23 protein-coding genes are annotated in these 23,865 nt (G+C 33.0%); 15 read left to right on the forward strand and 8 right to left on the reverse strand.

The window, feature by feature from the left end:
- From ACQ0RB_RS14775 to ACQ0RB_RS14810, 8 genes are all read left to right on the forward strand, one after another.
- Positions 1-389 (forward strand): hypothetical protein (locus ACQ0RB_RS14775; RefSeq protein WP_430499409.1); only part of this gene is annotated, 389 nt, incomplete at its 5' end.
- Between the two features lie 52 nt (positions 390-441).
- Positions 442-1,872, forward strand: coding sequence for an oligosaccharide flippase family protein (locus ACQ0RB_RS14780; protein WP_430496421.1), 1,431 nt, complete (start codon positions 442-444; stop codon positions 1,870-1,872).
- Entirely contained in the window at positions 1,869-2,303 is a 435-nt protein-coding gene (dut, locus tag ACQ0RB_RS14785) for a dUTP diphosphatase (RefSeq protein ID WP_129759731.1), read from the forward strand. Before ACQ0RB_RS14780 ends, dut begins: the two co-directional genes overlap by 4 nt.
- Before the next feature lie 36 nt (positions 2,304-2,339).
- The gene (locus ACQ0RB_RS14790; RefSeq protein WP_262732416.1) at positions 2,340-2,654 is read left to right on the forward strand and encodes a GIY-YIG nuclease family protein; all 315 of its coding nucleotides are present in this window, start codon (positions 2,340-2,342) and stop codon (positions 2,652-2,654) included.
- 67 nt (positions 2,655-2,721) lie between these two features.
- Positions 2,722-3,738 (forward strand): sugar phosphate nucleotidyltransferase, encoded by a 1,017-nt coding sequence (locus tag ACQ0RB_RS14795; protein WP_430499411.1) that lies wholly within the window; start codon positions 2,722-2,724, stop codon positions 3,736-3,738.
- 86 nt (positions 3,739-3,824) lie between these two features.
- Positions 3,825-5,189, forward strand: coding sequence for a tetratricopeptide repeat protein (locus ACQ0RB_RS14800; protein ID WP_430499413.1), 1,365 nt, complete (start codon positions 3,825-3,827; stop codon positions 5,187-5,189).
- Positions 5,190-5,204: 15 nt separating this feature from the next.
- On the forward strand, positions 5,205-5,978 hold the full coding sequence (locus ACQ0RB_RS14805; protein WP_430499415.1) for a DUF4292 domain-containing protein: 774 nt from the start codon (positions 5,205-5,207) through the stop codon (positions 5,976-5,978).
- A 43-nt stretch (positions 5,979-6,021) separates the two neighbouring features.
- Positions 6,022-7,200, forward strand: coding sequence for a murein hydrolase activator EnvC family protein (locus ACQ0RB_RS14810; RefSeq protein ID WP_335973074.1), 1,179 nt, complete (start codon positions 6,022-6,024; stop codon positions 7,198-7,200).
- Between the two features lie 308 nt (positions 7,201-7,508).
- Here ACQ0RB_RS14810 and ACQ0RB_RS14815 read toward each other — a convergent pair whose 3' ends face one another.
- Together ACQ0RB_RS14815 and ACQ0RB_RS14820 are read right to left on the reverse strand one after the other, a co-directional pair.
- The gene (locus ACQ0RB_RS14815; RefSeq protein WP_129759727.1) at positions 7,509-8,018 is read right to left on the reverse strand and encodes an acyl-CoA thioesterase; all 510 of its coding nucleotides are present in this window, start codon (positions 8,016-8,018) and stop codon (positions 7,509-7,511) included.
- A 56-nt stretch (positions 8,019-8,074) separates the two neighbouring features.
- The gene (locus tag ACQ0RB_RS14820; protein WP_430499418.1) at positions 8,075-9,013 is read right to left on the reverse strand and encodes an SPOR domain-containing protein; all 939 of its coding nucleotides are present in this window, start codon (positions 9,011-9,013) and stop codon (positions 8,075-8,077) included.
- Between the two features lie 105 nt (positions 9,014-9,118).
- On the opposite strand from ACQ0RB_RS14820, the gene dprA reads away from it, so the two are divergent.
- Positions 9,119-10,222 (forward strand): DNA-processing protein DprA, encoded by a 1,104-nt coding sequence (dprA, locus tag ACQ0RB_RS14825; protein WP_430499420.1) that lies wholly within the window; start codon positions 9,119-9,121, stop codon positions 10,220-10,222.
- On the opposite strand, the gene trpS is transcribed toward dprA, so the two are convergent.
- Positions 10,219-11,187: a tryptophan--tRNA ligase gene (gene trpS, locus ACQ0RB_RS14830; RefSeq protein WP_262732409.1), complete on the reverse strand. Its 969-nt coding sequence runs from the start codon at positions 11,185-11,187 to the stop codon at positions 10,219-10,221. The genes dprA and trpS overlap by 4 nt on opposite strands.
- Before the next feature lie 111 nt (positions 11,188-11,298).
- Here trpS and ACQ0RB_RS14835 point away from each other — a divergent pair, with 111 nt between their 5' ends.
- On the forward strand, positions 11,299-12,039 hold the full coding sequence (locus ACQ0RB_RS14835; RefSeq protein ID WP_430499422.1) for a lysophospholipid acyltransferase family protein: 741 nt from the start codon (positions 11,299-11,301) through the stop codon (positions 12,037-12,039).
- Positions 12,040-12,116: 77 nt separating this feature from the next.
- Here ACQ0RB_RS14835 and ACQ0RB_RS14840 read toward each other — a convergent pair whose 3' ends face one another.
- From ACQ0RB_RS14840 to recA, 4 genes are all read right to left on the reverse strand, one after another.
- Complete coding sequence (locus ACQ0RB_RS14840; protein WP_262732407.1) at positions 12,117-13,649, reverse strand: hypothetical protein; 1,533 nt, start codon at positions 13,647-13,649, stop codon at positions 12,117-12,119.
- Positions 13,649-14,191, reverse strand: a complete 543-nt coding sequence (locus tag ACQ0RB_RS14845) for an RNA polymerase sigma factor (RefSeq protein WP_129759721.1) — start codon at positions 14,189-14,191, stop codon at positions 13,649-13,651. Before ACQ0RB_RS14845 ends, ACQ0RB_RS14840 begins: the two co-directional genes overlap by 1 nt.
- A 30-nt stretch (positions 14,192-14,221) precedes the next feature.
- Complete coding sequence (locus ACQ0RB_RS14850; protein WP_262732406.1) at positions 14,222-14,629, reverse strand: membrane lipoprotein lipid attachment site-containing protein; 408 nt, start codon at positions 14,627-14,629, stop codon at positions 14,222-14,224.
- Positions 14,630-14,736: 107 nt separating this feature from the next.
- Complete coding sequence (gene recA, locus ACQ0RB_RS14855) at positions 14,737-15,741, reverse strand: recombinase RecA (RefSeq protein ID WP_262732405.1); 1,005 nt, start codon at positions 15,739-15,741, stop codon at positions 14,737-14,739.
- A 384-nt stretch (positions 15,742-16,125) separates the two neighbouring features.
- Here recA and ACQ0RB_RS14860 point away from each other — a divergent pair, with 384 nt between their 5' ends.
- On the forward strand, positions 16,126-17,196 hold the full coding sequence (locus ACQ0RB_RS14860) for a rhodanese-related sulfurtransferase (protein WP_262732404.1): 1,071 nt from the start codon (positions 16,126-16,128) through the stop codon (positions 17,194-17,196).
- Positions 17,197-18,201, forward strand: a complete 1,005-nt coding sequence (locus ACQ0RB_RS14865) for a radical SAM protein (RefSeq protein ID WP_262732403.1) — start codon at positions 17,197-17,199, stop codon at positions 18,199-18,201.
- A gap of 9 nt (positions 18,202-18,210) precedes the next feature.
- On the opposite strand, the gene ACQ0RB_RS14870 is transcribed toward ACQ0RB_RS14865, so the two are convergent.
- Positions 18,211-19,614 (reverse strand): peptidoglycan DD-metalloendopeptidase family protein, encoded by a 1,404-nt coding sequence (locus ACQ0RB_RS14870; protein WP_262732402.1) that lies wholly within the window; start codon positions 19,612-19,614, stop codon positions 18,211-18,213.
- A 247-nt stretch (positions 19,615-19,861) separates the two neighbouring features.
- Here ACQ0RB_RS14870 and ACQ0RB_RS14875 point away from each other — a divergent pair, with 247 nt between their 5' ends.
- Genes ACQ0RB_RS14875 through ACQ0RB_RS14885 form a run of 3 tightly spaced genes read left to right on the forward strand, consistent with a single transcriptional unit; the run spans position 19,862 to position 23,851 of the window.
- Entirely contained in the window at positions 19,862-21,034 is a 1,173-nt protein-coding gene (locus ACQ0RB_RS14875; RefSeq protein WP_262732401.1) for a PSP1 domain-containing protein, read from the forward strand.
- Positions 21,021-21,518, forward strand: a complete 498-nt coding sequence (locus tag ACQ0RB_RS14880; protein WP_430499427.1) for a gliding motility lipoprotein GldH — start codon at positions 21,021-21,023, stop codon at positions 21,516-21,518. The genes ACQ0RB_RS14875 and ACQ0RB_RS14880 overlap by 14 nt, the downstream gene beginning before the upstream one ends.
- Positions 21,519-21,520: 2 nt before the next feature.
- Complete coding sequence (locus ACQ0RB_RS14885; protein WP_430499429.1) at positions 21,521-23,851, forward strand: penicillin-binding protein 1A; 2,331 nt, start codon at positions 21,521-21,523, stop codon at positions 23,849-23,851.
- Positions 23,852-23,865 lie beyond the last annotated feature (14 nt).

The following is a 23,865-nucleotide window of genomic DNA, read 5'->3' on the forward strand; positions in this document are numbered from 1 at the left end:
TACAAAAGCAAGCACCTTTTCAGTATACCAGAGCCTATTATCAGGTATGGATATCCAATATTAAAATAGGAAGTGAAGGTATCGATTTTCATATTGCCAACTTAACGCCTAACAATAATGTAGTTATTGATAGTATTTATTTTAGAAACTTAAAAGGAGCATTAACACCTGTTAAAGGAAAATACGTTTCAAGATTAATTAAACGCAACCCAATTTCCGAAGGTCATCATCTAGCATTAATTAAGGAATTTCCATTCAAAATTTCTAATAGAGAATGTGTGGTAAGCTATAGAGAAAATGGAGAAAAAAAATATTTTAAAATAAGTAACCTTGTAGAAAACGAAGGTATTTATTATGAAAACGGACCTCCAAATTCCCAATCAGATTGACATTGCATTTCCTTTTTTAAAACAGTATCTTTAGCAGAGTAAAAAATCACTCTTGGGCGCATTAAAAAAGTTTTTTAAAGACACTATTATCTATGGTTTAGCAACAGTTTTACCTAGATTAATGAACTTTGTTTTAGTGCCACTACATACCGATACTTTAGAAACCACAAGTTATTCTGACAACACAACGTTTTATGTGTATGCTGCTTTTTTTAATGTATTGCTAACTTATGGTATGGAAACTGCTTTCTTCAGGTTTTTTAGTAAAAGTGAAGAAAAGCACAAGGTCTTTTCTACTGCATTAATAAGTTTAGTAGTTTCTACTGTTTTGTTCTTTGCAGCTGTCTTTAGTTTTAATCAACAACTTTCAGAGCTAGTAAATTTAGACCAAACCTACTTTAATTTGTTATTGGGTGTATTGGTGTTAGATACACTTGTTGTAGTGCCTTTTGCGTATTTAAGAGCAACAGGAAGACCAATAAGGTTTGCTTCAATAAAACTTTCTAATATACTCATATATGTTGCGCTGAACTTCTTTTTTCTTTGGGCAATACCAGAGTTTGGAATAGAGTTTTCTAGTTATGACAGTAGCAACTTAGTAAAGTACATATTCATTGCTAACCTTGTAGCGAGCATAGTAACGCTATTGTTACTGTCACCTTACTTTTTTAAGACAAAGCTTCAATTTAGCACGACAGTTTTTAAGCAACTTCTCAATTATGGTTGGCCAATAATGGTTGCTGGACTAGCGTATGTAATTAATGAGAATTTTGATAAATGGCTTTTACCAGAATTGTTAGGAAAAGATATTAATGGAGCATATAGTGGTTGCTATAAAATTGCAGTTTTTATGACCATTTTTATTCAAGGATTTAGGTTAGGAGCAGAACCGTTCTTTTTTAATCATGCTAAAGAACACAATGCAAAAGAAACCTATGCGACTATAATGAAATACTTTGTGATTTTTGGAAGTTTCATGTTGGTCTTTATAGTAGCTTATCTCAATATATTCAAAGAACTTATTGTTAGAGATGAAAGTTACTGGATAGCAATAGATATTGTTCCTATAGTGCTTTTAGCAAATCTTTGCTTAGGTATTTATTTCAACCTTGCTATTTGGTATAAGTTAACTGATAAAACGCGCTACGGAATGTATTTATCAATCGTAGGAGCTATAATCACAATTGGGTTCAATTATATAATGATTCCTAAAATTGGGTTTATGGCTTCCGCTTGGGCAACTCTAGCAGCTTATGCTGTTATGATGTTATTGTCATATGTTTTAGGACAAAAACATTATCCTGTTCCATATGATTTAAAAAAGATAGCTCTATACTTAATTCTAGCAGTAGTAATGTCAATAATAGTATTAAAAACCAATAGCAACTATTACCTAAATACAGGCTTAGTTTTATTATTTTTGGCGATAGTATTTGTTTCTGAAAAAGAACAAATCAAACAACTCTTAAAAAGAAAACAATGACCATAAAAATCATTAACAAATCCAATCACGCTTTACCTAACTACGAAACCATTGCTTCTGCAGGAATGGATTTACGTGCTAATTTATCTGAATCTAGAACCTTAAAGCCATTAGAGAGAAGTATTGTAGGTACAGGGTTATTTATGGAACTTCCTATTGGTTATGAAGCTCAAGTGAGACCACGCAGTGGTTTAGCAGCCAAAAAGGGAATTACAGTGCTCAATGCTCCAGGAACTATTGATGCTGATTATAGAGGAGAGATAGGAGTTATTTTGGTAAACTTATCTAATGAAGATTTTACTATCCAAAATGGTGAGCGTATTGCACAATTGGTTATTGCAAAACACGAACGTGCAGAATGGGAAGAAGTTCAAGAACTTTCTGAAACCTCAAGAGGTGAAGGTGGTTTTGGAAGTACAGGGACGAAATAAATTCCTGCGAACGCAGGAATCTCTTTTAGCAATTGTATGAAACTGTGGTATGTGTATATAATGAGCAATAGAGCTAATGGAGTTTTGTATATTGGTGTTACTGATAATATTGAAGAAAGGGTAAAAGAACATAAACTAAAAGTTTACCCAAAATCTTTCACAGCCAAGTATAATTGTACTATGCTTGTCTATTTTGAAGAGTTTGAAAATGGAAAAGATGCTGAAAAGAGAGAAAGGCAATTCAAAAAATGGAAAAGAAATTGGAAAATTGAATTGATAGAAGAAATGAATCCTAATTGGATAGATATTAGTGCCAATTGGAATCTAAATTTTAGCAAACTAAGAGAATAAAGAGATTCCTACTTTTATAGGAATTAAGTTTAACACAATAAAGATACCTGCTTTCGCAGGCAGTAATATGAAAATAATAGTACCAATGGCTGGTCGAGGCTCTCGACTTCGTCCGCACACATTAACAGTTCCAAAACCATTAATTCCTGTTGCTGGACAATCAATAGTACATCGATTAGTAAAAGATATTGCTAAAATTTTAAAACAACCAATTGAAGAAGTCGCTTTTGTTTTAGGAGATCCTGCTTTTTTTGGCGACGATGTTGTAGATAGTTTAACTGCATTAGCGACCGATTTAGGAGCTAAAGCGTCAATTTATAGGCAAGACCAACCTTTAGGAACAGGACATGCGATAATGAGCGCTAAAGCATCACTTTCAGGACCTGCAGTTATTGCCTATGCTGATACATTAATAAGAGCAGATTTTAATTTAGATCCAGAAGCTGATGCTGTAATCTGGACAAAACAGGTTGAAAACCCTCAAGCGTTTGGAGTTGTAAAACTTAACGCTAACAACGAAATTATTGAACTGGTTGAAAAACCTCAAGAATTTGTTAGTGACCAAGCGGTTATTGGTATTTACTATTTTAAAGATGTAGGCGTTTTAAAAAGCAAACTACAAGAAGTTCTTGATGAAAATATTATGAATGGTGGCGAATACCAAATAAATGATGGTATAAAACGCATGATGGCAGAAGGAAAAGTCTTTAAAACAGGAACTGTTGATGAATGGATGGACTGTGGTAACAAACCTGTAACGGTTCAAACCAATAGTAAAATGCTCAATTTTCTTAAAAATGATGGTGAGCACCTAATTAGTGATTCAGTGACACTTCACAATTCAAAAATCATAGAGCCTTGTTTTATAGGAGAAAACGTGGTATTAAACAATACAACAGTAGGTCCAAACGTTTCTATTGGCAATAATTGCGTTATTGAAAATTCAACCGTTAAAAATAGCTTAATTCAAACGCATACAACCGTTAAAAATGCTAATTTAGAGGATGCTATGATTGGTAATCATGTATCCTATGACGGAAACTTTAAAACCATTAGTATTGGAGATTATTCGGTTTTGGAATAAATTCCAGTAAAAACAGGAATCTTTTAAACCTAAGTTTGGAATAACAATTGCAATAGCATTCAAGACAAAGCAAAGAAACACTAATAATGAAATACAATACCTACATCGTTGCCATACTATTTGGACTATTTTTTATTCCACAAACTAGTATTGCTCAAGTCGATTTTAACAAACGACCAGACGATGATTTAGGTAATGTCGAAGATGCATATCAAGAATTATTTTTTGAAGCCCTAAAGCAAAAAGGTATTGAAAACTACCAACGTGCAGTAGATGCTCTTTTAAAATGCATAAAAATTAACGATTCTGATGCTGCTTTGTATTTCGAGTTGGGTAAAAACTATAATAAGCTTAAAAACTTTGGAGCTGCTGAAGATGCTCTAAGAAAAGCCATTTCAAAGTCACCAGAAAACGAATGGTACATGGACGAGCTTTATGATGTTTACATTCAGCAGAATGATGTTGACAAAGCGGTAAAAACCGTTAAGCAGCTTGTTAAATACCATCCAGACTACAAAGAAGACCTAGCAGGATTATACATAAAAGCCGAAAAGTATAAAGACGCTATAAAACTTCTTGATGAGTTAGATGAAGAATTTGGGATTAGTGAGAATAGAGATTATATGCGAAATCAAATCTATAACATAACAGGGAATGATGACGATCGCATTGAAAATCTTGAAGACCGAGTTAAAAATAATCCTCAAAACGAAGACAATTATTTAAAACTCGTGTACAGATATAGCGAAATAGGAGACACACAAAAAGCGTTTGATACAGCGCAACGTCTTTTAGAAATCAATCCAGAATCGCAATTGGTTCATCTTGCATTGTATAAGTTTTATTTAAATGACAATGACACTCAAAATGCCATTAACTCTATGAAAATTGTACTTACAAGTGCATCGATTAATCCTGAGGCAAAAACAAAAGTATTTAACGATTTTGTAGAGTTTGTGTCTAAACATCCTGAGTACGAATCGCAATTAATAGATGTTACAGCTTTGGTGGATAATGATAAAAGCAAAAAAACACTATTAGAATTAGGTCAGTACTACTTAAAATCTGGAGACAAAACCAAAGCACTAAGCTACTATGAGGAAGCTTTAAAGCAAGAACCTAGCAACTACAACATTATTAAAGATGTATTGTTACTTCAGTTAGAACTTAATCAAAATGATAAAGTAGTTGCTAAGAGTAATCAAGCGTTAGAACTTTATCCTGCACAACCCATATTTTACCTTATAAATGGTGTTGCAAACAATAAGCTAAAGCAACCAAAGCAAGCAATTGAAAGTTTAGAAACAGGATTAGATTATATTATTGATGATCCTAAAATGGAAGCCGATTTTTATACGCAATTAAGCACTGCATATAAATTGAATAATAATATATCAAAATCTGAAACGTTTGCTAAAAAAGCCCAAGCTATTGCTGGTGGTCAACAATAATGTTCCTGAAAATCTATGATGAAGCAAATTAAAATATTAGTTGTTACAGTTGTGGTATGTGCTGTTTATGGATGTAAATCTACCAAAAGCGTTACTGACACTGGAACGCTCAATACAAGCATTACTGCAAAACAACTTATTAGAGAAAATTCTAAACAGGAAATCCGATTTAAAACCTTGCAAGCCAAAGTAAAAATAGACTATACTCAAGGTGACGATTCTCAAGGTTATACAGTAAACCTTAGAATAAAAAAAGATGAAACCATCTGGTTGAGTGCTACTTTGGGTTTAGCTAGAGCCATGATAACACCAGATAGAGTTCAGTTTTACGACAAAATAAACAATCAGTATTTTGATGGTGACTACACCTTACTAAGTAATATTTTAGGAGTAGAACTAGATTTTAAAAAGGTTCAAAACCTACTTGTGGGAGAAGCTATTTATAATTTAAAAGATGACACCTACAAAGCATCAACCCATCAAGAATCTTATGTGCTTGAGCCTAAAAACCAAAAAGCAGTATTAGAGCTGTTTTACTTAATAAATCCAGGACATTTTAAAATGGATTCGCAACAACTGTATCAACCATTACAGCAACGTATGTTGCAAGTAGATTATAAATCCTATCAGGAAGTACAACGACAAATTGTTCCAGAAAACATACATATTTCTGCAGTTGAAGCAACCAGTGAAGTTACTATTGATTTGGAGTACAAATCAGTGTCGCTTAATGAAGAAGTACGTTTTCCATTTAAAATACCTTCAGGGTTTAAAGAAATAATATTATAACATGTATAGTAAGCCAACCTTAATAGTAATGATATGTTTCTTTATGAACATTGGTTTCGGTTTTGCGCAAAGTGATAAGCAAAAGGAACTCGAAGCGCAACGTAAGAAATATCAAAATGAATTAAAGCAATTAAATGCCTTGCTATTTTCTGATAAGAAAAAGGAAAAGTCAGTAATTTCATTGGTAGAAGACCTTAACTACAAGGTAAATGTTAGAAAAAACCTGATTAAAATTACTAATGATCAAGCCAATTTATTAACTAGGGAAATCAACGATAACCAAAATGAAATTTCCAGCCTTAGAGAGCAATTAAAACAGCTTAAAGCAGATTATGCTGCAATGATTGTAAAGTCTTATAAAAGCAAGTCAGAGCAAAGTAAAATCATGTTTCTGTTATCGGCAGATAATTTTCAGCAAGCTTATAAGCGTTTACAATACTTAAAGCAATATAGAAATTACCAAGAAGAACAAGGCGAAGCGATTAAATCAAAAACTGCACGTTTACAAGAATTAAATACGTCTTTAATACAACAAAGAGAAGACAAGCAAAAGCTTATTGAAGAAAACCGAATTGCCAAAAAGCAGTTGGAAGGAGAACTCAAAGAGCACGAAACACTTATGGCTTCTATACGCCAAAACATGAGTAAATATGCGTCTCAAATAAAAGTAAAGCAGCAGGAAATAGATAAAATTGACAAAGAGATTGACAGGTTAATTAAAGAAGCCATTGCAGCTTCTAATAAAAAAGCAGGAAAATCTACTACATCTAAAGGGTTTGCATTAACTGCTGAAGCTAAACAGTTGGCTGCTAATTTTCAATCTAACAAAGGACAATTACCTTGGCCTGTTGAAAAAGGAGTTGTTAAAGTACGCTATGGTAATCAACCATCACCAATTGATAGAACTGTAACGTTTAATAGTCCTGGAGTTAGAATTGCAACCGAACAAGGCGCAAAAGTGCGAGCGGTTTTTGATGGTGAAGTTTCTGAAATTTTAGTTATACCAAATGCTAATCCTGTAATTATGATTAGGCATGGTAACTACATTACAGTTTATAAAAACCTATCAAAAATTTACGTCAAAAAAGGTGATAAAATTACTACCAAACAAGAAATAGGAGAGGTGTTTACCAACAAAAACACAGGTGAAACTATGCTAGGTTTTGGAGTTTACAAAGACTCTCAAACTCAAAATCCTGCAAGCTGGATTTACAAAATGTAATAGCATTTTGAAAACTATTTTAGGATTTACAAAATGTGAAGAATTCCTGTGAAAACAGGAATCTTATAGAGTCAAATAATGACATTAAATCTGTCATTCCGCACTTGATGCGGAATCCAAAAAAACATAATTAAAGTAAATAATGTTTGTGTTTATAAGTGTCACTTCGAGTAAAATTCTGCAAGAATTTTGTATCGAGATGTACATTTTTGATGGAAATTTTCTTATTTTCGATACAAATTCCACTCATTTTAATCGTAAAAATTTACTCTAACGGACGAAAATTTCTTATCCATTGTTCACGTTAATTACTCAAACAATGCTTTAAGTTCAGTTGCGTCGTTTGGTTTTAGCTTTCCTGCAAGTACCAAACTTAACTGTTTACGTCTTAAGGCAGCATCAAAGCGTTCTTTTTCTAAATCGGTTTCAGGAACAATTTCAGGAACAGATACTGGTCTTCCAGTTTCATCTACAGCTACAAAAGTGTATATAGCTTCGTTAGCTTTGGTTTTAATTCCAGACTCTCTATCATCAATCCAAACGTCAATATAAACTTCCATAGATGTTTTAAATGCTCTTGATACCTTGGCTTCAACAGTTACAACACTCCCTAATGGTACTGACCTATTAAAAGCCACATGGTTAACCGAAGCAGTAACTACAATACGTCTGCTGTGGCGTCTTGCAGCAATACTAGCAGCACGATCCATACGAGCTAAAAGCTCTCCTCCAAAAAGGTTGTTTAATGGATTGGTTTCACTTGGAAGTACCAAGTCGGTCATTACAGTTTTAGATGCATTGGGTGTCTTTGCTTTCATGTCTATGAATTTGAATGCAAAGGTAAGGTGCTTTTAAAAACTAAAGAAAGAAAATATTAGTTTAATGCTTTTACTAATAACCAAGCGTCAGGATTGTGCGTTCTTTTTATGTCACGCAAGGTTTTAAGAGCTTCAAGTCTATCAACATGACTAGAATATACTACCTCGTGTAAGCCATATTTGTTAACACCAATTTTTCTAGCCTTATAACCAAGTGCTTTTAACTGTGCTACTTTCTTATCAGAGTTTTCTTCAACTCTAAAAGCACCAGCAATAATGTGGTAGTTGCCTTGTTGTTTTTCAACAGTTAGTGTTGCAGCAGGTAAAGGATTTTCAATTACAAACGTAGCCTCTTGTACTTTGTTGTCTAGTTGGGTGTTAGCTTCTTCTTGCGCTAATTGATTTTGAGATTCTATTTCATTAATGTAGTAGTTAGAAGCTACAAAACCACCAAGACCTAAAAACAGAACAGCAATGGCAGCATATTTTAAATATGGTCTAGATTTGCGTTTTTCAGGAGTTACGGTAATTGGAATGACGTTCTCAATAGTTTCAACTTCTTCTTTGTATACTTCTCTAGTAACTTGATTTGATACAAATTGAGATAAACCAAAAGCATCAGTTAAGTAATTGATGTGATAAGAAGGGTCAAAAACAATTTTTCCTTCAGCATTTAAAACCAATTCACCAATATTATCAAAGGTTAAAGTTTCACCTTGAACCAAATACGATTTAATAGATTTAACGTGCTTGTTTAGTTTTTGAGAAGCAACCTCATAAGGGATTTTTTCTACCTCAGCAATATAAGATGATAATAAACCATCATTATGTTGTAGTTGCTCGTTAAAAGACAATACTTTTTTTGGAGGGTAGAATGAGTTAGTAGACTCATGTACTTTTGCAGAAACGCTTTTGGTTAAAAACGCTCCAAACTCTGGTATAGTTACACAATCATATCTGTATAACAAATCACTTATGTAGGTTTCCAATTGCATAAAAACAAAGTTAAAAATTTTTGTATGCGAATAAAAATTCGGCTTAACTATTTATTAACACTTTAAAATTTAGTTTATTGTAGGTTCAAAACCAGCGTAATAGTTATGAATACTGAACAATTAATTTATACATTGGCGTTACAACACGTACCAAATATTGGCGATATTACCGCTAAGAAGCTTATAAAAAGTTGTGGTTCTGCTGAAGCTGTTTTAAAAGAAAAGAAGCAAAACCTTTTAAAAATAGATGGTATTGGTAGTGCTACAATTAGCGATTTGTTTAATTCATCGCATATTTCAGCTGCTGAAAATGAAATTAAATTTATTGAAGACAACAATATTGCTTGCTTATATTTTATGGATAACGATTATCCAGAACGGTTAAAACATTGTATTGATGGACCAATTGCGTTGTTTCAGTCTGGAAATATCAATCTTAAAGAAAAACGCATTATTAGTATTGTTGGAGCAAGAAAAATTACTACGTATGGAATAGCGTTTTGCGAAAAGCTAGTTGAAGAATTAGCAGTTTTTAATCCTGTAATCGTTTCAGGGTTTGCTTATGGAACAGATATTACTGCCCAAAAAGCAGCATTACAACATAATTTGCAAACCATAGGTTGCTTAGCTCATGGTTTAAATCAAATTTATCCTAAAACCCATAAAAAATATATGGTTGATGTTGAACAACATGGTGGGTTTTTTACTGATTTTTGGAGTACTGACGTTTTTGACAGAACCAATTTTTTAAAACGCAACAGGATTATTGCAGGACTTAGCGAAGCTACTATAGTTATTGAGTCTGCAGAAAAAGGAGGTAGCTTGGTTACTGCTGATATTGCAAGCTCATATAACAGAGATGTATTTGCTGTTCCTGGAAGAACTACCGATTTGCAAAGTGTAGGTTGCAATAATTTGATTAAATATCAAAAAGCACATGCATTAACTACACCATTAGATATTCCATATATATTAAATTGGCAGTTAGAAGGCGAAAAAAAGCCAGCAGTACAAAAGCAATTGTTTGTTGAACTAGATACTACAGAAAAAGCAATATATAATTACCTAAAAGAAAACGAAAAGCAACAACTAGATGTCATAGCCATTAACTGCAACTTACCTATTTTTAAAGTAAGCAGTACCTTGCTAAATATGGAGTTAAAAGGCGTAATAAGGCCTTTACCAGGAAAGCTGTTTGAGGTTATTTAATAACCGGCTTTTTCTCTAACTCTTTTTAAAACATCGTCAGCAACCACTTTGGCTTTTTCAGCACCTAAAGCAAGTGCTTTATCAATTTCGCTAAGATTATTCATATAGTAGTTGTATTGCTCACGTTGTTTCGCAAATTTTTCAATAATTAATTCAAACAAAGCCTGTTTAGCATGTCCATAACCATAACCACCTTTTTCATAATTGGCTTTCATGGTTTCTATTTGACTTTCTGTAGCTAGTAAACTATAAATCGCAAAACAATTACAAGTTTTCCAGTCTTTTGGCTCTTCAAGAGGTGTACTATCCGTTTCAATAGACATAATTTGTTTGCGCAGCTTTTTATCAGCTAAAAAGATATTAATAAAATTACCTCTACTCTTACTCATTTTTTCACCATCGGTTCCAGGAATGAGTTTGGTGCTTTCTTGAACTTTAGCCTCTGGTAAAATAAAAGTTTCACCCATTTTAGTATGAAAACGAGTCGCTACATCACGTGTCATTTCAAGGTGTTGTAGTTGGTCTTTTCCAACAGGAACAATATTGGCATCGTATAATAAAATATCAGCAGCCATAAGCATTGGGTACATAAACAAACCAGCATTTACATCGTCTAGCCTATCAGCTTTGTCTTTAAAACCATGCGCTAATTTTAAACGTTGATAAGGAAAAAAGCAATCTAAATACCAAGCAAGTTCAGTTACTTGAGGTACATCGCTTTGTCTGTAAAACACAGTTTTTTCAACATTTAACCCAAAGGCTAACCAGGTTGCTGCAACAGAGTAGGTATTGTGTCGTAACTCTTCAGCATTTTTTATTTGTGTAAGAGTATGCAAATTGGCAATAAATAAAAACGATTCGTTTTTTTGATCGTTTGCCATTTCTATTGCTGGTATAATTGCACCTAAAATATTACCTAAATGTGGAGTTCCTGTACTTTGTATTCCTGTTAAAATTCTTGCCATATCAACTTCCCACTTAAGGGAGAATCTCATTAAATTAAACTTGATTATATCGTCAGCAAAGGTAATTTTTTTAGTAGAATTGTTGAATTAATTTGAGTAGTTTTGAGGCTTATGAAAATTTTTAAGTACATTTTTTGGGTTTTATACAGGATTTGGTTCTACATTTTAGTAGCACTACCTATAATTGTGCTCTTCCCTGTACTTTTAATTTCTATCTTAAAAGAGTCTTGGTATTCATTTTTTTTCAAGTTAGCACGCATTTGGGCTAAGTTTATTTTAATTGGGATGGGTTTCAATTACAAAATTGAAAGAGAGCAAACACCTGAAAAAGGAAAAAGCTATATGTTTATTGCTAACCACACCTCTATGACAGACATTATGCTAATGCTAGTGGCTGTTAAAAATCCATTTGTGTTTGTTGGAAAAGCTGAATTAGCTAAAATACCTTTGTTTGGATTTTTCTATAAACGTACAAGTATATTAGTAGACAGAAGTAGTGAAAAAAGCCGAAAAGCAGTTTTTTTAAGAGCGCAACGAAGACTTAAACAAGGTATGAGTATTTGTATTTTTCCTGAAGGTGGTGTTCCTGATGAAAGTATTGTTTTAGACGAATTTAAAGATGGCGCTTTTAGAATGGCTATTAACCATCAAATACCAATTGTACCTTTAACTTTTGCTGATAATAAAAAACGTTTTTCTTATACTTTTTTTAGTGGAGGACCAGGGAAAATGAGAGCTAAAGTACATAAGTTTTTAATCACTAATGGACTTAAAGTTGACGCAACAAAACCATTGAATTCTAAAGCGCATAGCATTATTTTAAATCAGTTATCAAAGTATCATAAAACCTAAAAAGCTGCACTTGGCACAGAGCAGCTTTTAGTCATCATTGCGAGTTTGCAATAACTAATCTAACCAACTAAAAAAACCTAAAACTTATAACTTAAGCCTGTATATACGCCAATAAAGTAAGGTTGAAAATCGCCTGAACTGTTAGAGAACGTATTTATTTGGTACTTGAACATAGGTTCAAGATTTATTTTTACTTTTTCTGATAAGTTATAGTTCATTCCTAATCCAAAATTGGCACTATAACTCATGTCTTTTATATTAGTAGCTTCACCTATAAGAGTTCTACCATTTTCATTAACAGCATAAATTTCATTTTTGTTTACAAACAACGTACTGAAACCACCAATAACATTAATTCCTACCTTTTTATTTAATAATGTGTACTCCAATTCAATAGGAACTTCTATAAACCCAAATTGCTGATCGATTGAACTATTTGCTTGAGCTTTTATAAGTTCTGGTGAGTGAACATTGTTTAAACTTTGAGCGCTTATTAGTGTATTGTTAGAGGCACTGTTGTTAAGTTTTACATTGCTTAACCTAGCACTCATAGAGTCAATGTTTTGGTAGGCAATAACATTGTTTGTGCCATAACCTAAATCTACTTTATTTACACCAACCCTTACTTTTAGTTTATCGTTAAACGCATAGCTACCGTTAATACCATAACTCATGCTGATTTCACCAGTTTTTGAGTTGTCCACAAACTGCTCGTCAATAGCTGAACCTTTACCTAGTGAATTGAAATAAACAGGCGCCACATTTGGAGAAATGTTCCACCTGCTTAGTTTCGATTCTTCTTTTTCTTCTTCATTTGTATTGTTAGCTTCAGCAATAGCATCTTCTATAGTTTTGTCTTCTGTATTTTCGTTTTCTTCATCTATAGCATTAGTTTTAGGATCATTGTCCTCTGCTGTATCACCATTATTGTCTTTATTTGATGATTGAGCAACAGTCGTTTCAGAATCTTTAGCTCCTTTTATAAGATTATCTAAGTCTTCTTTGTTTTTCAAATGGCTTTCAGGCTTTTGATTGCTATTTGATGATTTAGTATCATTTTGGGCAACAGTGGTTGCTTTATTTGGATTGGTAGTTGGGTTGTTTTGATTTTTAGAAAAATGCTTTTGATTTTCTTGAGTTTTATAATTGATGTCTTTGGTAGTGTTGGAGCTTGCTACTTTAGATGTTGAATTTGATGAGTTATCACTTATACCTTTTGATGTTTTATTTTTATCTTCTTCAAAAGTACTGGTGTTTTCATTTGCAACTTCAGTGGTATTACTTATTGAGGTGTTGTTGTTTTCAAAATTACTATTATCTTTGTTAGAATCTTCGTTGTTTGAAGCTCCATTGGGAGTTTCAGTATCTACAATTTCAGAAGGTGTGTTTGTAGTGCCAGAATCTGACAAAATACTATTACCTACAGTAAATAACAGCACTAACAATGCTGCAACACCTGCAACTTTCCACCAAATAGGAATAACTCTGCGTTTACGTTTTTTATTATTTAAGTTAGCCTGAATGTTTTCCCATACAGCATCATTAGGAGTGGCTTCAAAGTTTTTGAGCTTCTCCTGAAAAAGTCTGTCTATGTTCTTTTTTTCACTCATTATAATGTTTGCGAGTTTATGCTCGCCTTGTATTGTTCAATCTTTTCTTTTAAAATCAATCGTGCTCTGGCAAGATTAGATTTTGAGGTTCCTGTTGATATGTTTAGCATCTCTGCTATTTCTTTATGCGAATAACCGTCTAGAGCATAAAGGTTAAATACTAACCTATAACGATCTGGTAACTCTTGAATAATGCTTAGTAAAAAGTCAATAGTTACTGCGTCTTCATCAATTTCTACACTAACATCTTCAATTTGCTCTTCATTAACAATATCAAAAACACCAACACTTCTATACCTTTGTAACGCAGTGTTAATGGTTATTCGTTTCATCCAGCCTTCTAAAGAACCTTTGCTTTTATATTGTGATATTTTGTTGAAAATAGTCACAAAAGCATCTTGCAGATTGTCTTCTGCCTCTACATAATTTCTTGAGTACTTAAGACAAAGCGAAAATAGTTTGCTCGAATAGAGCTTATATAGTTGACTTTGAGCTTTAGTATCATTTTTTTTACAATGTTCTATGAGTTGCTCTAAACTCACATTATAAAGGTATTAGTTAGTCCAAATTAATTACTCAACAACAGGAATTTCTACTATGTAGTACAAATCGTTACCATTTTCGTCTTCACCTTGCCAAAATCTAAACACATAAGTACCATTACTGTTTACCATAAAGTTAAAGGATACTTCCTCTAAAGTAGCTGATTGGGTACAGCTTTGCTCTGGGTATACTGTGTTTATGACAGCAATAGTTCGTTGGTTTAACTCACTATCGTAATAAAAGTCATTAAACACATAACAGCCTGATGGTTTGTAGTAGCTTACATATATTGTGTAAGTTTCACCTAATACAAATTCTTCTGGCATATCCACACTCTCTATAGGTAATATCTCATAGTAAAATGAGGGAGCATCATCTTCTAACGAACATGACGTTAGTGATAGGATAAAAACAAATAGAAATAATATTTTTTTCATAGTTAAATTTGGTTTTGGGTAATACCTTTTCAAAAGGTAGATACATAAAGTGTAAAAAGGTTGCGTTAAAAAATAAAAAAAATCCCGTTTTAAGGGATTTTTAAGTTTTAATTAGCTTCTTTAATAGTATTCCTAACTTTCTCTTCGAGTTCATCCATAAGTTCAGGATTGTCTTTAATTAGGTTTTTTACAGCATCTCTACCTTGACCAAGTTTGGTGTCATCATAACTAAACCACGAACCGCTTTTCTTTATAATTTCATGTTCAACAGCAATATCCAATATTTCACCAACTTTTGAAACTCCTTCTCCATACATAATATCAAATTCAGCAGTTTTAAACGGTGGAGCGACTTTATTTTTAACCACTTTAACTCGTGTTTTATTACCAGAAACATTTCCATCAGATTCTTTAATTTGAGTAGAGCGTCTAATGTCTAATCTAACTGAGGCATAGAATTTTAAAGCATTACCACCAGTTGTAGTTTCAGGGTTTCCAAACATAACACCAATTTTTTCGCGTAATTGGTTAATGAAAATCATTGTACAATTAGTCTTACTGATAGAGCCTGTAAGTTTTCTAAGCGCTTGAGACATTAATCGTGCATGCAGTCCCATTTTAGAGTCACCCATTTCACCTTCAATTTCACTTTTAGGTGTAAGAGCAGCAACAGAATCAATCACAATAATATCAATAGCTCCAGAACGCACTAAGTTATCAGCAATTTCAAGTGCTTGTTCACCATTGTCAGGTTGAGAAATGATTAGATTTTCTAAGTCAACACCTAATTTTTCAGCGTAAAATCTATCAAAAGCATGCTCAGCATCAATAAAAGCAGCAATACCTCCAGCTTTTTGAGCTTCAGCAATAGCATGTAACGTTAAGGTTGTTTTACCAGAAGATTCCGGACCATAAATTTCAATAATTCTACCTCTTGGATAACCACCAACTCCTAATGCAATATCAAGCCCTAATGAACCAGAAGGGATAGAATCAACATCTGCAACCGCTTGGTCACTCATTTTCATTACAGTCCCTTTTCCATAGGCTTTATCTAGTTTATCTAAAGTAAGCTTAAGTGCTTTTAATTTAGCGTCTTTTTCAGTACTCATCTACACAGTGTTTTTCTTAAATTAATCATGCTAAAATACGATAACTTTTCATTTTTTTCAATCATACGACGCAACCTTTTTACACTTTTTGCATCTACTTAATAATTAAGGGAAATCTTGCTATGAAATTCTTTAAAAAAACAATTGTAAACAATGTATTAGGTGTTTCAGTTGCTATACATGTAAATAGTAACTGTAAAGCCGATGGAGGTTAACTCGTGTTATATTTTGGATTTTTAAATGAAAAAATATTAATAACGAGTTAGTCTACTAAAAGCACTTTATGAAAACCATAAAGTGCTTTTTGCATTTTAATAAGGCTAATCCTTAAAAAATAGTACCTTTGCCCAAAATTAATCTTTAACCTTAAAAAAATAGTATAGCATGCAACTGTACAATAACTTAAGTGCTAAAGAAAGAGCAGAACTTATTGAAAAAGCGGGAAAAGAACGCTTAACAATCTCTTTCTACAAATATGCCAAAATTGGCAACACTCAACTTTTTAGAAATCACATGTTTTTAGCTTGGGACGATCTTGACGTCTTAGGAAGAATTTATGTTGCACACGAAGGTATTAATGCACAACTTTCTGTTCCTGCAGATAACTTTGATGCTTTTAAAACTCATTTAGATACCATCACTTTTCTTGAAAACGTGCGTTTAAACATTGCAATTGAACACGATAATTATGCGTTTTTAAAGCTGAAGGTAAAAGTGCGCGACAAAATTGTAGCTGATGGATTAAACGACAATACTTTTGATGTTACTGATAAAGGAGTTCATGTTGAAGCTGAAAAGTTTAACGAACTTATTGAAGACCCTAATACTGTTTTGGTAGACATGCGTAACCACTACGAAAGTGAAATAGGACATTTTAAAAATGCCATTACTCCAGATGTGGATACCTTTAGAGAATCTTTAGACCTAATAGAAGAAGACTTAAGAGAGCACAAGGAAGATAAAAAGCTAGTGATGTATTGTACTGGTGGAATTAGATGTGAAAAAGCTAGTGCCTATTACAAACATAAAGGCTTTAAGCAAGTCTATCAGTTAGAAGGCGGTATTATAAATTATGTAAGACAAGTTGAAGAAAAAGGGCTTGAAAATAAGTTTATTGGTAAAAATTTTGTGTTTGATCAAAGACGTTCAGAACGTATAAGTGATGATGTTATAGCGCAATGCCATCAGTGTGGTGAACCTGCTGATATGCACACTAACTGTGCTAATGAAGCTTGTCATTTACTATTTATTCAATGTGATGCTTGTAAAGAAAAAATGGAAAACTGCTGCTCTACAACATGTATGGAAATAAACCGTTTACCACATGAAGAACAAAAAGCATTACGTAAAGGACAAGGCAATAGCAATGACATTTTCAAAAAAGGAAGAGCAGATCATTTACCGTTTAAAAAAGATTTGCGCAATATTTTTGAGACTATAGGCAAAAAGTCATAAATGAACATATATAAACTTTTACAACTCAACAGAAAAATTAAAAGCCATCGCATAAAGTTTTTAGGACTTTTTCTGTTGCATAAATTTAACAAACGTTATTTGGCTGTCAATTTAGACCCTGTAATGGCTTGTAATTTACGTTGTAAAATGTGCTACTTTACAGATGCCGATTATGTAAAAACTCTTAAAGGCCAGTTTAAGGAAGAAGACTTAAAGCTTGTCGCAGACACTATTTTTAATAGAGCTTTAAAGCTTCAAATAGGTTGTGGTACTGAGCCTACTTTATATAAGGATTTGCCAAAAATTGTGGCGTTAGGTAAGCAATATAATGTACCTTATATTTCGTTAACTACAAATGCGAATTTATTGACTGAAGAAAAGATTGAAGAACTTGTTAAAGCAGGCTTAAATGAGTTTACTATTTCATTGCATGGAGTCACTAAAGAAACCTATGAAGGCTTTATGAAAAAAGCTAGCTATGAAAAGTTTCACAATGCATTTAAGGCTTTTGCTAAGTTGAAAACTAAATATAATTTTAAGGTTCGAATTAATTATACATTCAATAAAGACAATTTTTACGAACTAAAAGAGTTTTTCAATCACTTTAATCCAAATAGTTTTGATATTCTTCAAATACGACCTATTCAAAAAATAGGAAATACTGAGTATAATGATTTTGATATTTCATCATTAACTCAGGACTATCCTGAGGTAATAGCTAGCATAAAAGAGGTTTGTAAAACAAATAACATAACTCTATTAGCACCTAATACTCTAACGGGTTTAAATTCTGAAAATCAATCTAGCTTTGTGTTTGACTATACATTTTGCTACATTTCGCCTCAAAAGTTTTGGAAAGAAGGCTTTAATTGGCGAGAAGTAAGTTTTAATGAGTTTTCTAAACAAATAAACTGGAGTCAAACACTGTTTTCAAATATTTTTAGGTCTAAAAAACAACTTAAGTCACTGTCTAATAGACTTAATTATGAGGTTGAATTTAACTAAAACCAAATTTTACTTTTTTATCAGTTTTATAGTTTTTGTTTCTGAAAGATCGTTTTTCATAATCAAAAAATACATTCCGTTAGACAATTGAGATAAATCAATACTTGTTATTCCTTCAGAAATAGAATCAATAGACATTATGTTCTTTCCTAATACATCAACAATATCAGCATTAATAATTTTTGAGCCTGATTTAATTATAATCACATCGTTGAAAGGATTTGGATAAACAGAAGTAGAAGCAAAGGTTTCTTCTTCAACATTTAAAACACCAGATATGTTAAAAGTGTGTGTAACGGTTTCTCCGTTATAAGTTGCTTCCCATTTCCAAGCACCATTCATATCGTAAATACCAGAATAATACCAATACCAATAAGAAGCAACATAACTATCGGTTAAATTGAAATCCCAATTGTACAAAATGGAGTCATCAGGTTTTATGATTTTTAAATTTACATTTGTTCCTGCTTCTTGATCTCTAAGGTAAAGTGCAAAATATACTGTGTCTTCAGTGTCAAAGTCGTCGTTTTCGTTAGTGATTTCTTGAGTTGGACAAGCAGGAAAAATAGGAGGAGATGTGTGAGTCATTAAAGCGTTTACTCTTGGGTTGTTATAAGGTTTTTGCGACTGCCACCAAGTATCTCCATTAAGACTATTACATGCTCCTTGATATGGGTCGACTAGTTGAGTGTAAGTATTGTCGGTATACACTTCAAAATGTAAATGAGGTCCAGTAGAACTGCCAGAGCTACCAACAATTCCTAAAAATTCTCCTTCAACTACCATTTCCCCAACATTTTTAGTTGTTAATGATCCATTTTTCATGTGGCCATACCACGCAACGCTTCCATCAACATGCTGTACATATACTGCATTCCACGGATTGTTATTAAGTCCACAGTTTCTATCATATTCTCCATCGCCTTTAGCTATGATTTGACCTGGTGCAGCAGCAACAATTTCGGCTTCATCAAAATCCATCATCTTCCAACCAAAAGGCCATGTAAAAATATCTATTCCTTGATGGTTGTAACCACTGCTTAAGTCGTAAGTTTTTGTGCCACAATTATAGTCAGTAAGTTGATCTGGATAAGAAGGGTTTTGATCTACATAATTTGAAATTCCCCAAACATCGTTATAACTCGCTCCAGTAGCTTTTTGAACAGGCCAGATAAAAAGTGGATGTGTGCCAGCACGATTATTTCCTAGAAACATTAATTTGTTTTCACGACGTAATTCTTCAACACTATTGTGAAGCATTGATTTAATATTATCTCTTTCAACATCAGTTAAACAGGGAAGATTATTAGTATTAAACACATATTCTCCTCCAACTGGATTATTAACGGTTTGAGCGTTAATTACGTTAGCAAGACAAAATAAAAAAGCAAAGAGTAAAGTTTTAAAATGCATAGTAATGGTTTTTAGAGTTTGTACTATAGTATCGAGAAAAATCAAAAATGTTAGCATTCTTTTTTAATAAAATTTAATTTTTATCTAATATACTGATAAATAGTGTTTTGAACTTTAATTAAATAAGATTTTCTAAACAATCAATTGATTTATTATACTCAATAAATAATCTTATCTTTACATTTGAAAATAAATATTAATCAGCATTCAGAAACCAATTGGTTTACTGAATTTTATATAAAATTTTATGGCTTGTAACAGTTGCTCAACTGGTAAAGATGGTCAACCAAAAGGATGTAAGAATAATGGAACATGCGGAACAGATAGCTGCAATAAACTAACTGTTTTTGATTGGTTGGCAAACATGTCTTTACCTAATGGAGAAGAACCTTTTATTGGTGTTGAGGTTAGGTTTAAAAATGGAAGAAAGCAATATTATAAAAACACTGAGAACTTAACATTAAGCATTGGAGACGTAGTTGCTACTCAAGCTAAGTCAGGACATGATATAGGTATGGTAACGCTTACAGGAGAATTGGTAAGAATTCAAATGAAGCGAAAAAAGGTTGACATTAATGACGAAGAAGAAGTCTTAAAAATTTACCGTAAAGCCAACCAAAAAGATATTGATGTTTGGTCTTCTGCAAGAGATAAAGAAGAAGCTATGAAAGTTAAAGCAAGACAGTTTGCGATTGACTTAAAGCTAAAAATGAAAATCTCTGATATCGAATATCAAGGAGATGCTAGTAAAGCTACGTTTTATTATACTGCTGAAGAGCGTGTGGACTTTAGAGAACTTATAAAAGTATTTGCTAAAGAGTTTAGAACACGTATTGAGATGAAGCAAGTAGGTTTTCGTCAAGAAGCTGCAAGACTTGGTGGTATTGGCTCTTGTGGTAGAGAATTATGCTGCTCAACTTGGTTGACAGATTTTAGGTCTGTAAGTACTTCAGCAGCACGTTACCAACAGTTATCGCTTAATCCATTAAAATTAGCAGGACAATGCGGAAAGTTAAAATGCTGCTTAAACTATGAATTAGACGCTTATCTAGAAGCGCTAAAGCAATTTCCTAAAACTGAAATTAAACTTCATACAGAAAAAGGAACAGCAGTTTGCCAAAAAACGGATATTTTTAAAGGCCATATGTGGTATGCTTATGAAGGCGAATGGATGAATTGGCATAAGCTTACTACTGACCAAGCTAATGAAATCATAGAAAAAAATAAGAAAAAGCAAAAGGTTGCAAGCCTTGAAGAATACGCAGTTGAACTACTTGAAGATACTAAAGTTGCTTTTGAAAACGTTGTTGGTCAAGATAGTTTAACACGCTTTGATAGTCCAAAACGTAAAAAGAAACGTAGAAATAATAGAGGGAAACAAAAACGAAATAACAAGTCTCGAAATAATGCTAAAAAATAGTTGTATTGCACTTATAATGAGTATCCTTTGTTACTCATGCGATTCTAACCTTGTTTTTGATGAGTACCAAACCGTACCTAACCAATGGAATAAAGACTCAGTAGTTTCGTTTAATGTAACACCTCCAGATTCAACCAATACTTATAATCTATTTCTCAATTTAAGAAACAACAATAGTTATAAGTACAGTAATTTATTTCTTATTGTTGAAATGAACTACCCAAACGGTAAGGTTCAAAAAGATACTCTAGAGTATGATATGACTGCTCCAGATGGCACTTTTTTAGGAAAAGGATTTACCGATGTTAAAGAAAATAAACTTTGGTATAAAGGTTATGAAAAACCATTTGTATTTAATGAAGTAGGAGAATATACGGTTAAAATTCAGCAAGCAATGAGAGAAAACGGTAAAGTTGATGGAGTTGAAAATCTAGAGGGAATTACTGAAGTAGGATTTAGAATAGAACATTCAAATACTAATTGATTATGGCTAAAAAAGCAGCTTCAAAAAAACAAGAAACGAACGATTTCTCAAAGTATATACGTTGGTTTTGGATCGTATTTTTAGGAGGAATCCTTTCAATAGGTTTAATATTTCTATTAGCATCTTGGGGCGTTTTTGGTGAAATGCCAGATCATACGGTTTTAGAAAACCCTAAAACAAATTTAGCAACCGAAATTATTTCTTCTGACGGAAAAACCCTAGGTAAATTCTATTTTGACGACAACCGTACACCTGTTGATTATAGCGAGCTACCAAAAAACTTGGTTGATGCTTTAATTGCAACCGAAGATGCGCGTTTTTATGACCATTCAGGAATTGATGCTAGAGGAACATTAAGAGCAGCAATAAAACTTGGAAGTGGAGGAGGAGCAAGTACAATTTCGCAGCAATTAGCGAAGCAGTTATTTCATGGAGAAGGTTCAAAAAACATTATAGAGCGTGTATTACAAAAAGCTAAAGAATGGATAATTGCTACAAGATTAGAACGTCAATATACTAAAGAAGAAATCATCGCTCAATACTTCAATATTTATGATTTTGGTAATAATGCTGATGGTATAAGAAGTGCATCAAGAATTTATTTTGGAAAAGAGCCACAAGACTTAAACCTTAAAGAATCTGCAATGTTGGTAGGAATGTTCAAAAACTCATCATTGTACAATCCTAGGCGAAATCCTGTTGGAGTTAAAAATAGACGTAATGTAGTCTTAGCTCAAATGAATAAATATGAGTTTATTGATGAAACAGTAAAGGACTCATTACAAAAAACAGAATTAGATTTAGATTATACTCCAGAAACCCACAATGCAGGAATAGCGACTTACTTTAGAGAATATTTAAGGGATTTTATGAAGCAGTGGATTAAAGATAATCCAAAACCAGATGGTGAAAAATGGAGTTTATACAACGACGGATTAAAAATCTATACCACAATAGATTCTAGAATGCAACAGTATGCCGAAGACGCTGTGCAAAAGCACATGCCAAGGCTGCAAGCTGAATTTGACCATCAAAACACACCAGATAGAAACCCAACAGCTCCTTTTTTAGAGTTGGACTTGGATGAAATTGATGCTTTAATGAAACGCAGTATGCGTCAGTCTGAACGATGGAGACACATGAAGTATGATTTGAAAAAATCTGATAAAGAAATTATCGAGTCTTTTGATAAACCTACACAAATGGAAGTGTTTTCATGGAAAGGAGAAATTGACACCATCATGAAACCAATAGACTCTATGCGTTACTACAAATCATTTTTGCATACAGGTATGATGTCTATGGATCCTCAAACAGGACATGTAAAAGCATGGGTTGGAGGAGTCAATTATAAACACTTTCAGTATGATCATGTAAAACAAGGAAAGCGTCAAGTAGGTTCAACGTTTAAGCCTTTTGTATATGCCACAGCAATTGACCAATTGCACCTTTCACCTTGTGACACGCTTCCAAATACCCAAATTACAATAGAAGCTAACAAGTATGGAAATCCAGAGCCTTGGACTGCTAAAAATTCTGATGGAAAATATGGAGGTTTTAAAACATTAAAGAACGCTTTAGCCAATTCTACAAACACTATTACTGCAAGACTAATGGATAAAGTTGGTCCGCAACCAGTTATTGATATGGCAAAAAACTTAGGAGTTGAAGAAGAAATTTTACCAGTACCTGCAATTGCATTAGGAACACCAGATTTAAGTGTTTACGAAATGGTTGCAGCATATTCAACCTTTGCAAATAAAGGAGTTTATAACAAGCCTGTTTTGGTGACCAGAATAGAAGATAAAAATGGAACAGTATTATTTCAGTTTACTCCAGAGTCTAAAGACGTTTTAAGTGAAGAAGTAGCCTATGTAACCGTTAATCTTATGGAAGGAGTTACCCAAGGTGGTTCGGGTACTAGATTAAGACATACTTGGGCAGGAAATACTCAAGTATATAAAGAAATAATCACAGGTTATCCTTACGGATTTGATAACCCAATTGCTGGAAAAACAGGAACTACACAAAACCAAAGTGATGGTTGGTTTATGGGAATGGTTCCAAATTTAGTAACAGGTGTTTGGGTTGGAGCCGAAGATAGAGCAGCTCACTTTAGAACTATTACCTATGGTCAAGGAGCGTCTATGGCATTACCAATTTGGGGATTGTATATGAAGAGTTGTTATGAAAACCCTGAGCTAGGAATTTCTAAAGGTAATTTTGAAAAACCTAATGAATTATCCATACAAGTTGATTGTGCAAATTATCAACCCGATGAAGGTGCAAGTCAGTCCATTGATGAGGATTTAGATGGAGTCATAAACTTTTAAAAATCAAAAGCCAT

It is taken from the genome of Gaetbulibacter sp. PBL-D1 (genome assembly GCF_050509525.1).
GTDB lineage: Bacteria > Bacteroidota > Bacteroidia > Flavobacteriales > Flavobacteriaceae > Gaetbulibacter_B > Gaetbulibacter_B jejuensis.

Bases quoted from the DNA above. Each gene is read 5' to 3' on its own strand.
- ACQ0RB_RS14795 (WP_430499411.1), top strand. From the start codon at position 2,722: ATGAAAATAATAGTACCAATGGCTGGTCGAGGCTCTCGACTTCGTCCG.
- dprA (WP_430499420.1), top strand. From the start codon at position 9,119: ATGAATACTGAACAATTAATTTATACATTGGCGTTACAACACGTACCA.
- ACQ0RB_RS14800 (WP_430499413.1), top strand. From the start codon at position 3,825: ATGAAATACAATACCTACATCGTTGCCATACTATTTGGACTATTTTTT.
- trpS (WP_262732409.1), bottom strand. From the start codon at position 11,187: ATGGCAAGAATTTTAACAGGAATACAAAGTACAGGAACTCCACATTTA.
- ACQ0RB_RS14840 (WP_262732407.1), bottom strand. From the start codon at position 13,649: ATGAGTGAAAAAAAGAACATAGACAGACTTTTTCAGGAGAAGCTCAAA.
- ACQ0RB_RS14870 (WP_262732402.1), bottom strand. From the start codon at position 19,614: ATGCATTTTAAAACTTTACTCTTTGCTTTTTTATTTTGTCTTGCTAAC.
- ACQ0RB_RS14810 (WP_335973074.1), top strand. From the start codon at position 6,022: ATGAACATTGGTTTCGGTTTTGCGCAAAGTGATAAGCAAAAGGAACTC.
- ACQ0RB_RS14865 (WP_262732403.1), top strand. From the start codon at position 17,197: ATGAACATATATAAACTTTTACAACTCAACAGAAAAATTAAAAGCCAT.
- ACQ0RB_RS14860 (WP_262732404.1), top strand. From the start codon at position 16,126: ATGCAACTGTACAATAACTTAAGTGCTAAAGAAAGAGCAGAACTTATT.
- ACQ0RB_RS14835 (WP_430499422.1), top strand. From the start codon at position 11,299: ATGAAAATTTTTAAGTACATTTTTTGGGTTTTATACAGGATTTGGTTC.
- ACQ0RB_RS14815 (WP_129759727.1), bottom strand. From the start codon at position 8,018: ATGAAAGCAAAGACACCCAATGCATCTAAAACTGTAATGACCGACTTG.
- ACQ0RB_RS14850 (WP_262732406.1), bottom strand. From the start codon at position 14,629: ATGAAAAAAATATTATTTCTATTTGTTTTTATCCTATCACTAACGTCA.
- ACQ0RB_RS14805 (WP_430499415.1), top strand. From the start codon at position 5,205: ATGATGAAGCAAATTAAAATATTAGTTGTTACAGTTGTGGTATGTGCT.
- ACQ0RB_RS14820 (WP_430499418.1), bottom strand. From the start codon at position 9,013: ATGCAATTGGAAACCTACATAAGTGATTTGTTATACAGATATGATTGT.
- recA (WP_262732405.1), bottom strand. From the start codon at position 15,741: ATGAGTACTGAAAAAGACGCTAAATTAAAAGCACTTAAGCTTACTTTA.
- ACQ0RB_RS14790 (WP_262732416.1), top strand. From the start codon at position 2,340: ATGAAACTGTGGTATGTGTATATAATGAGCAATAGAGCTAATGGAGTT.
- ACQ0RB_RS14880 (WP_430499427.1), top strand. From the start codon at position 21,021: ATGCTAAAAAATAGTTGTATTGCACTTATAATGAGTATCCTTTGTTAC.
- ACQ0RB_RS14885 (WP_430499429.1), top strand. From the start codon at position 21,521: ATGGCTAAAAAAGCAGCTTCAAAAAAACAAGAAACGAACGATTTCTCA.
- dut (WP_129759731.1), top strand. From the start codon at position 1,869: ATGACCATAAAAATCATTAACAAATCCAATCACGCTTTACCTAACTAC.
- ACQ0RB_RS14875 (WP_262732401.1), top strand. From the start codon at position 19,862: ATGGCTTGTAACAGTTGCTCAACTGGTAAAGATGGTCAACCAAAAGGA.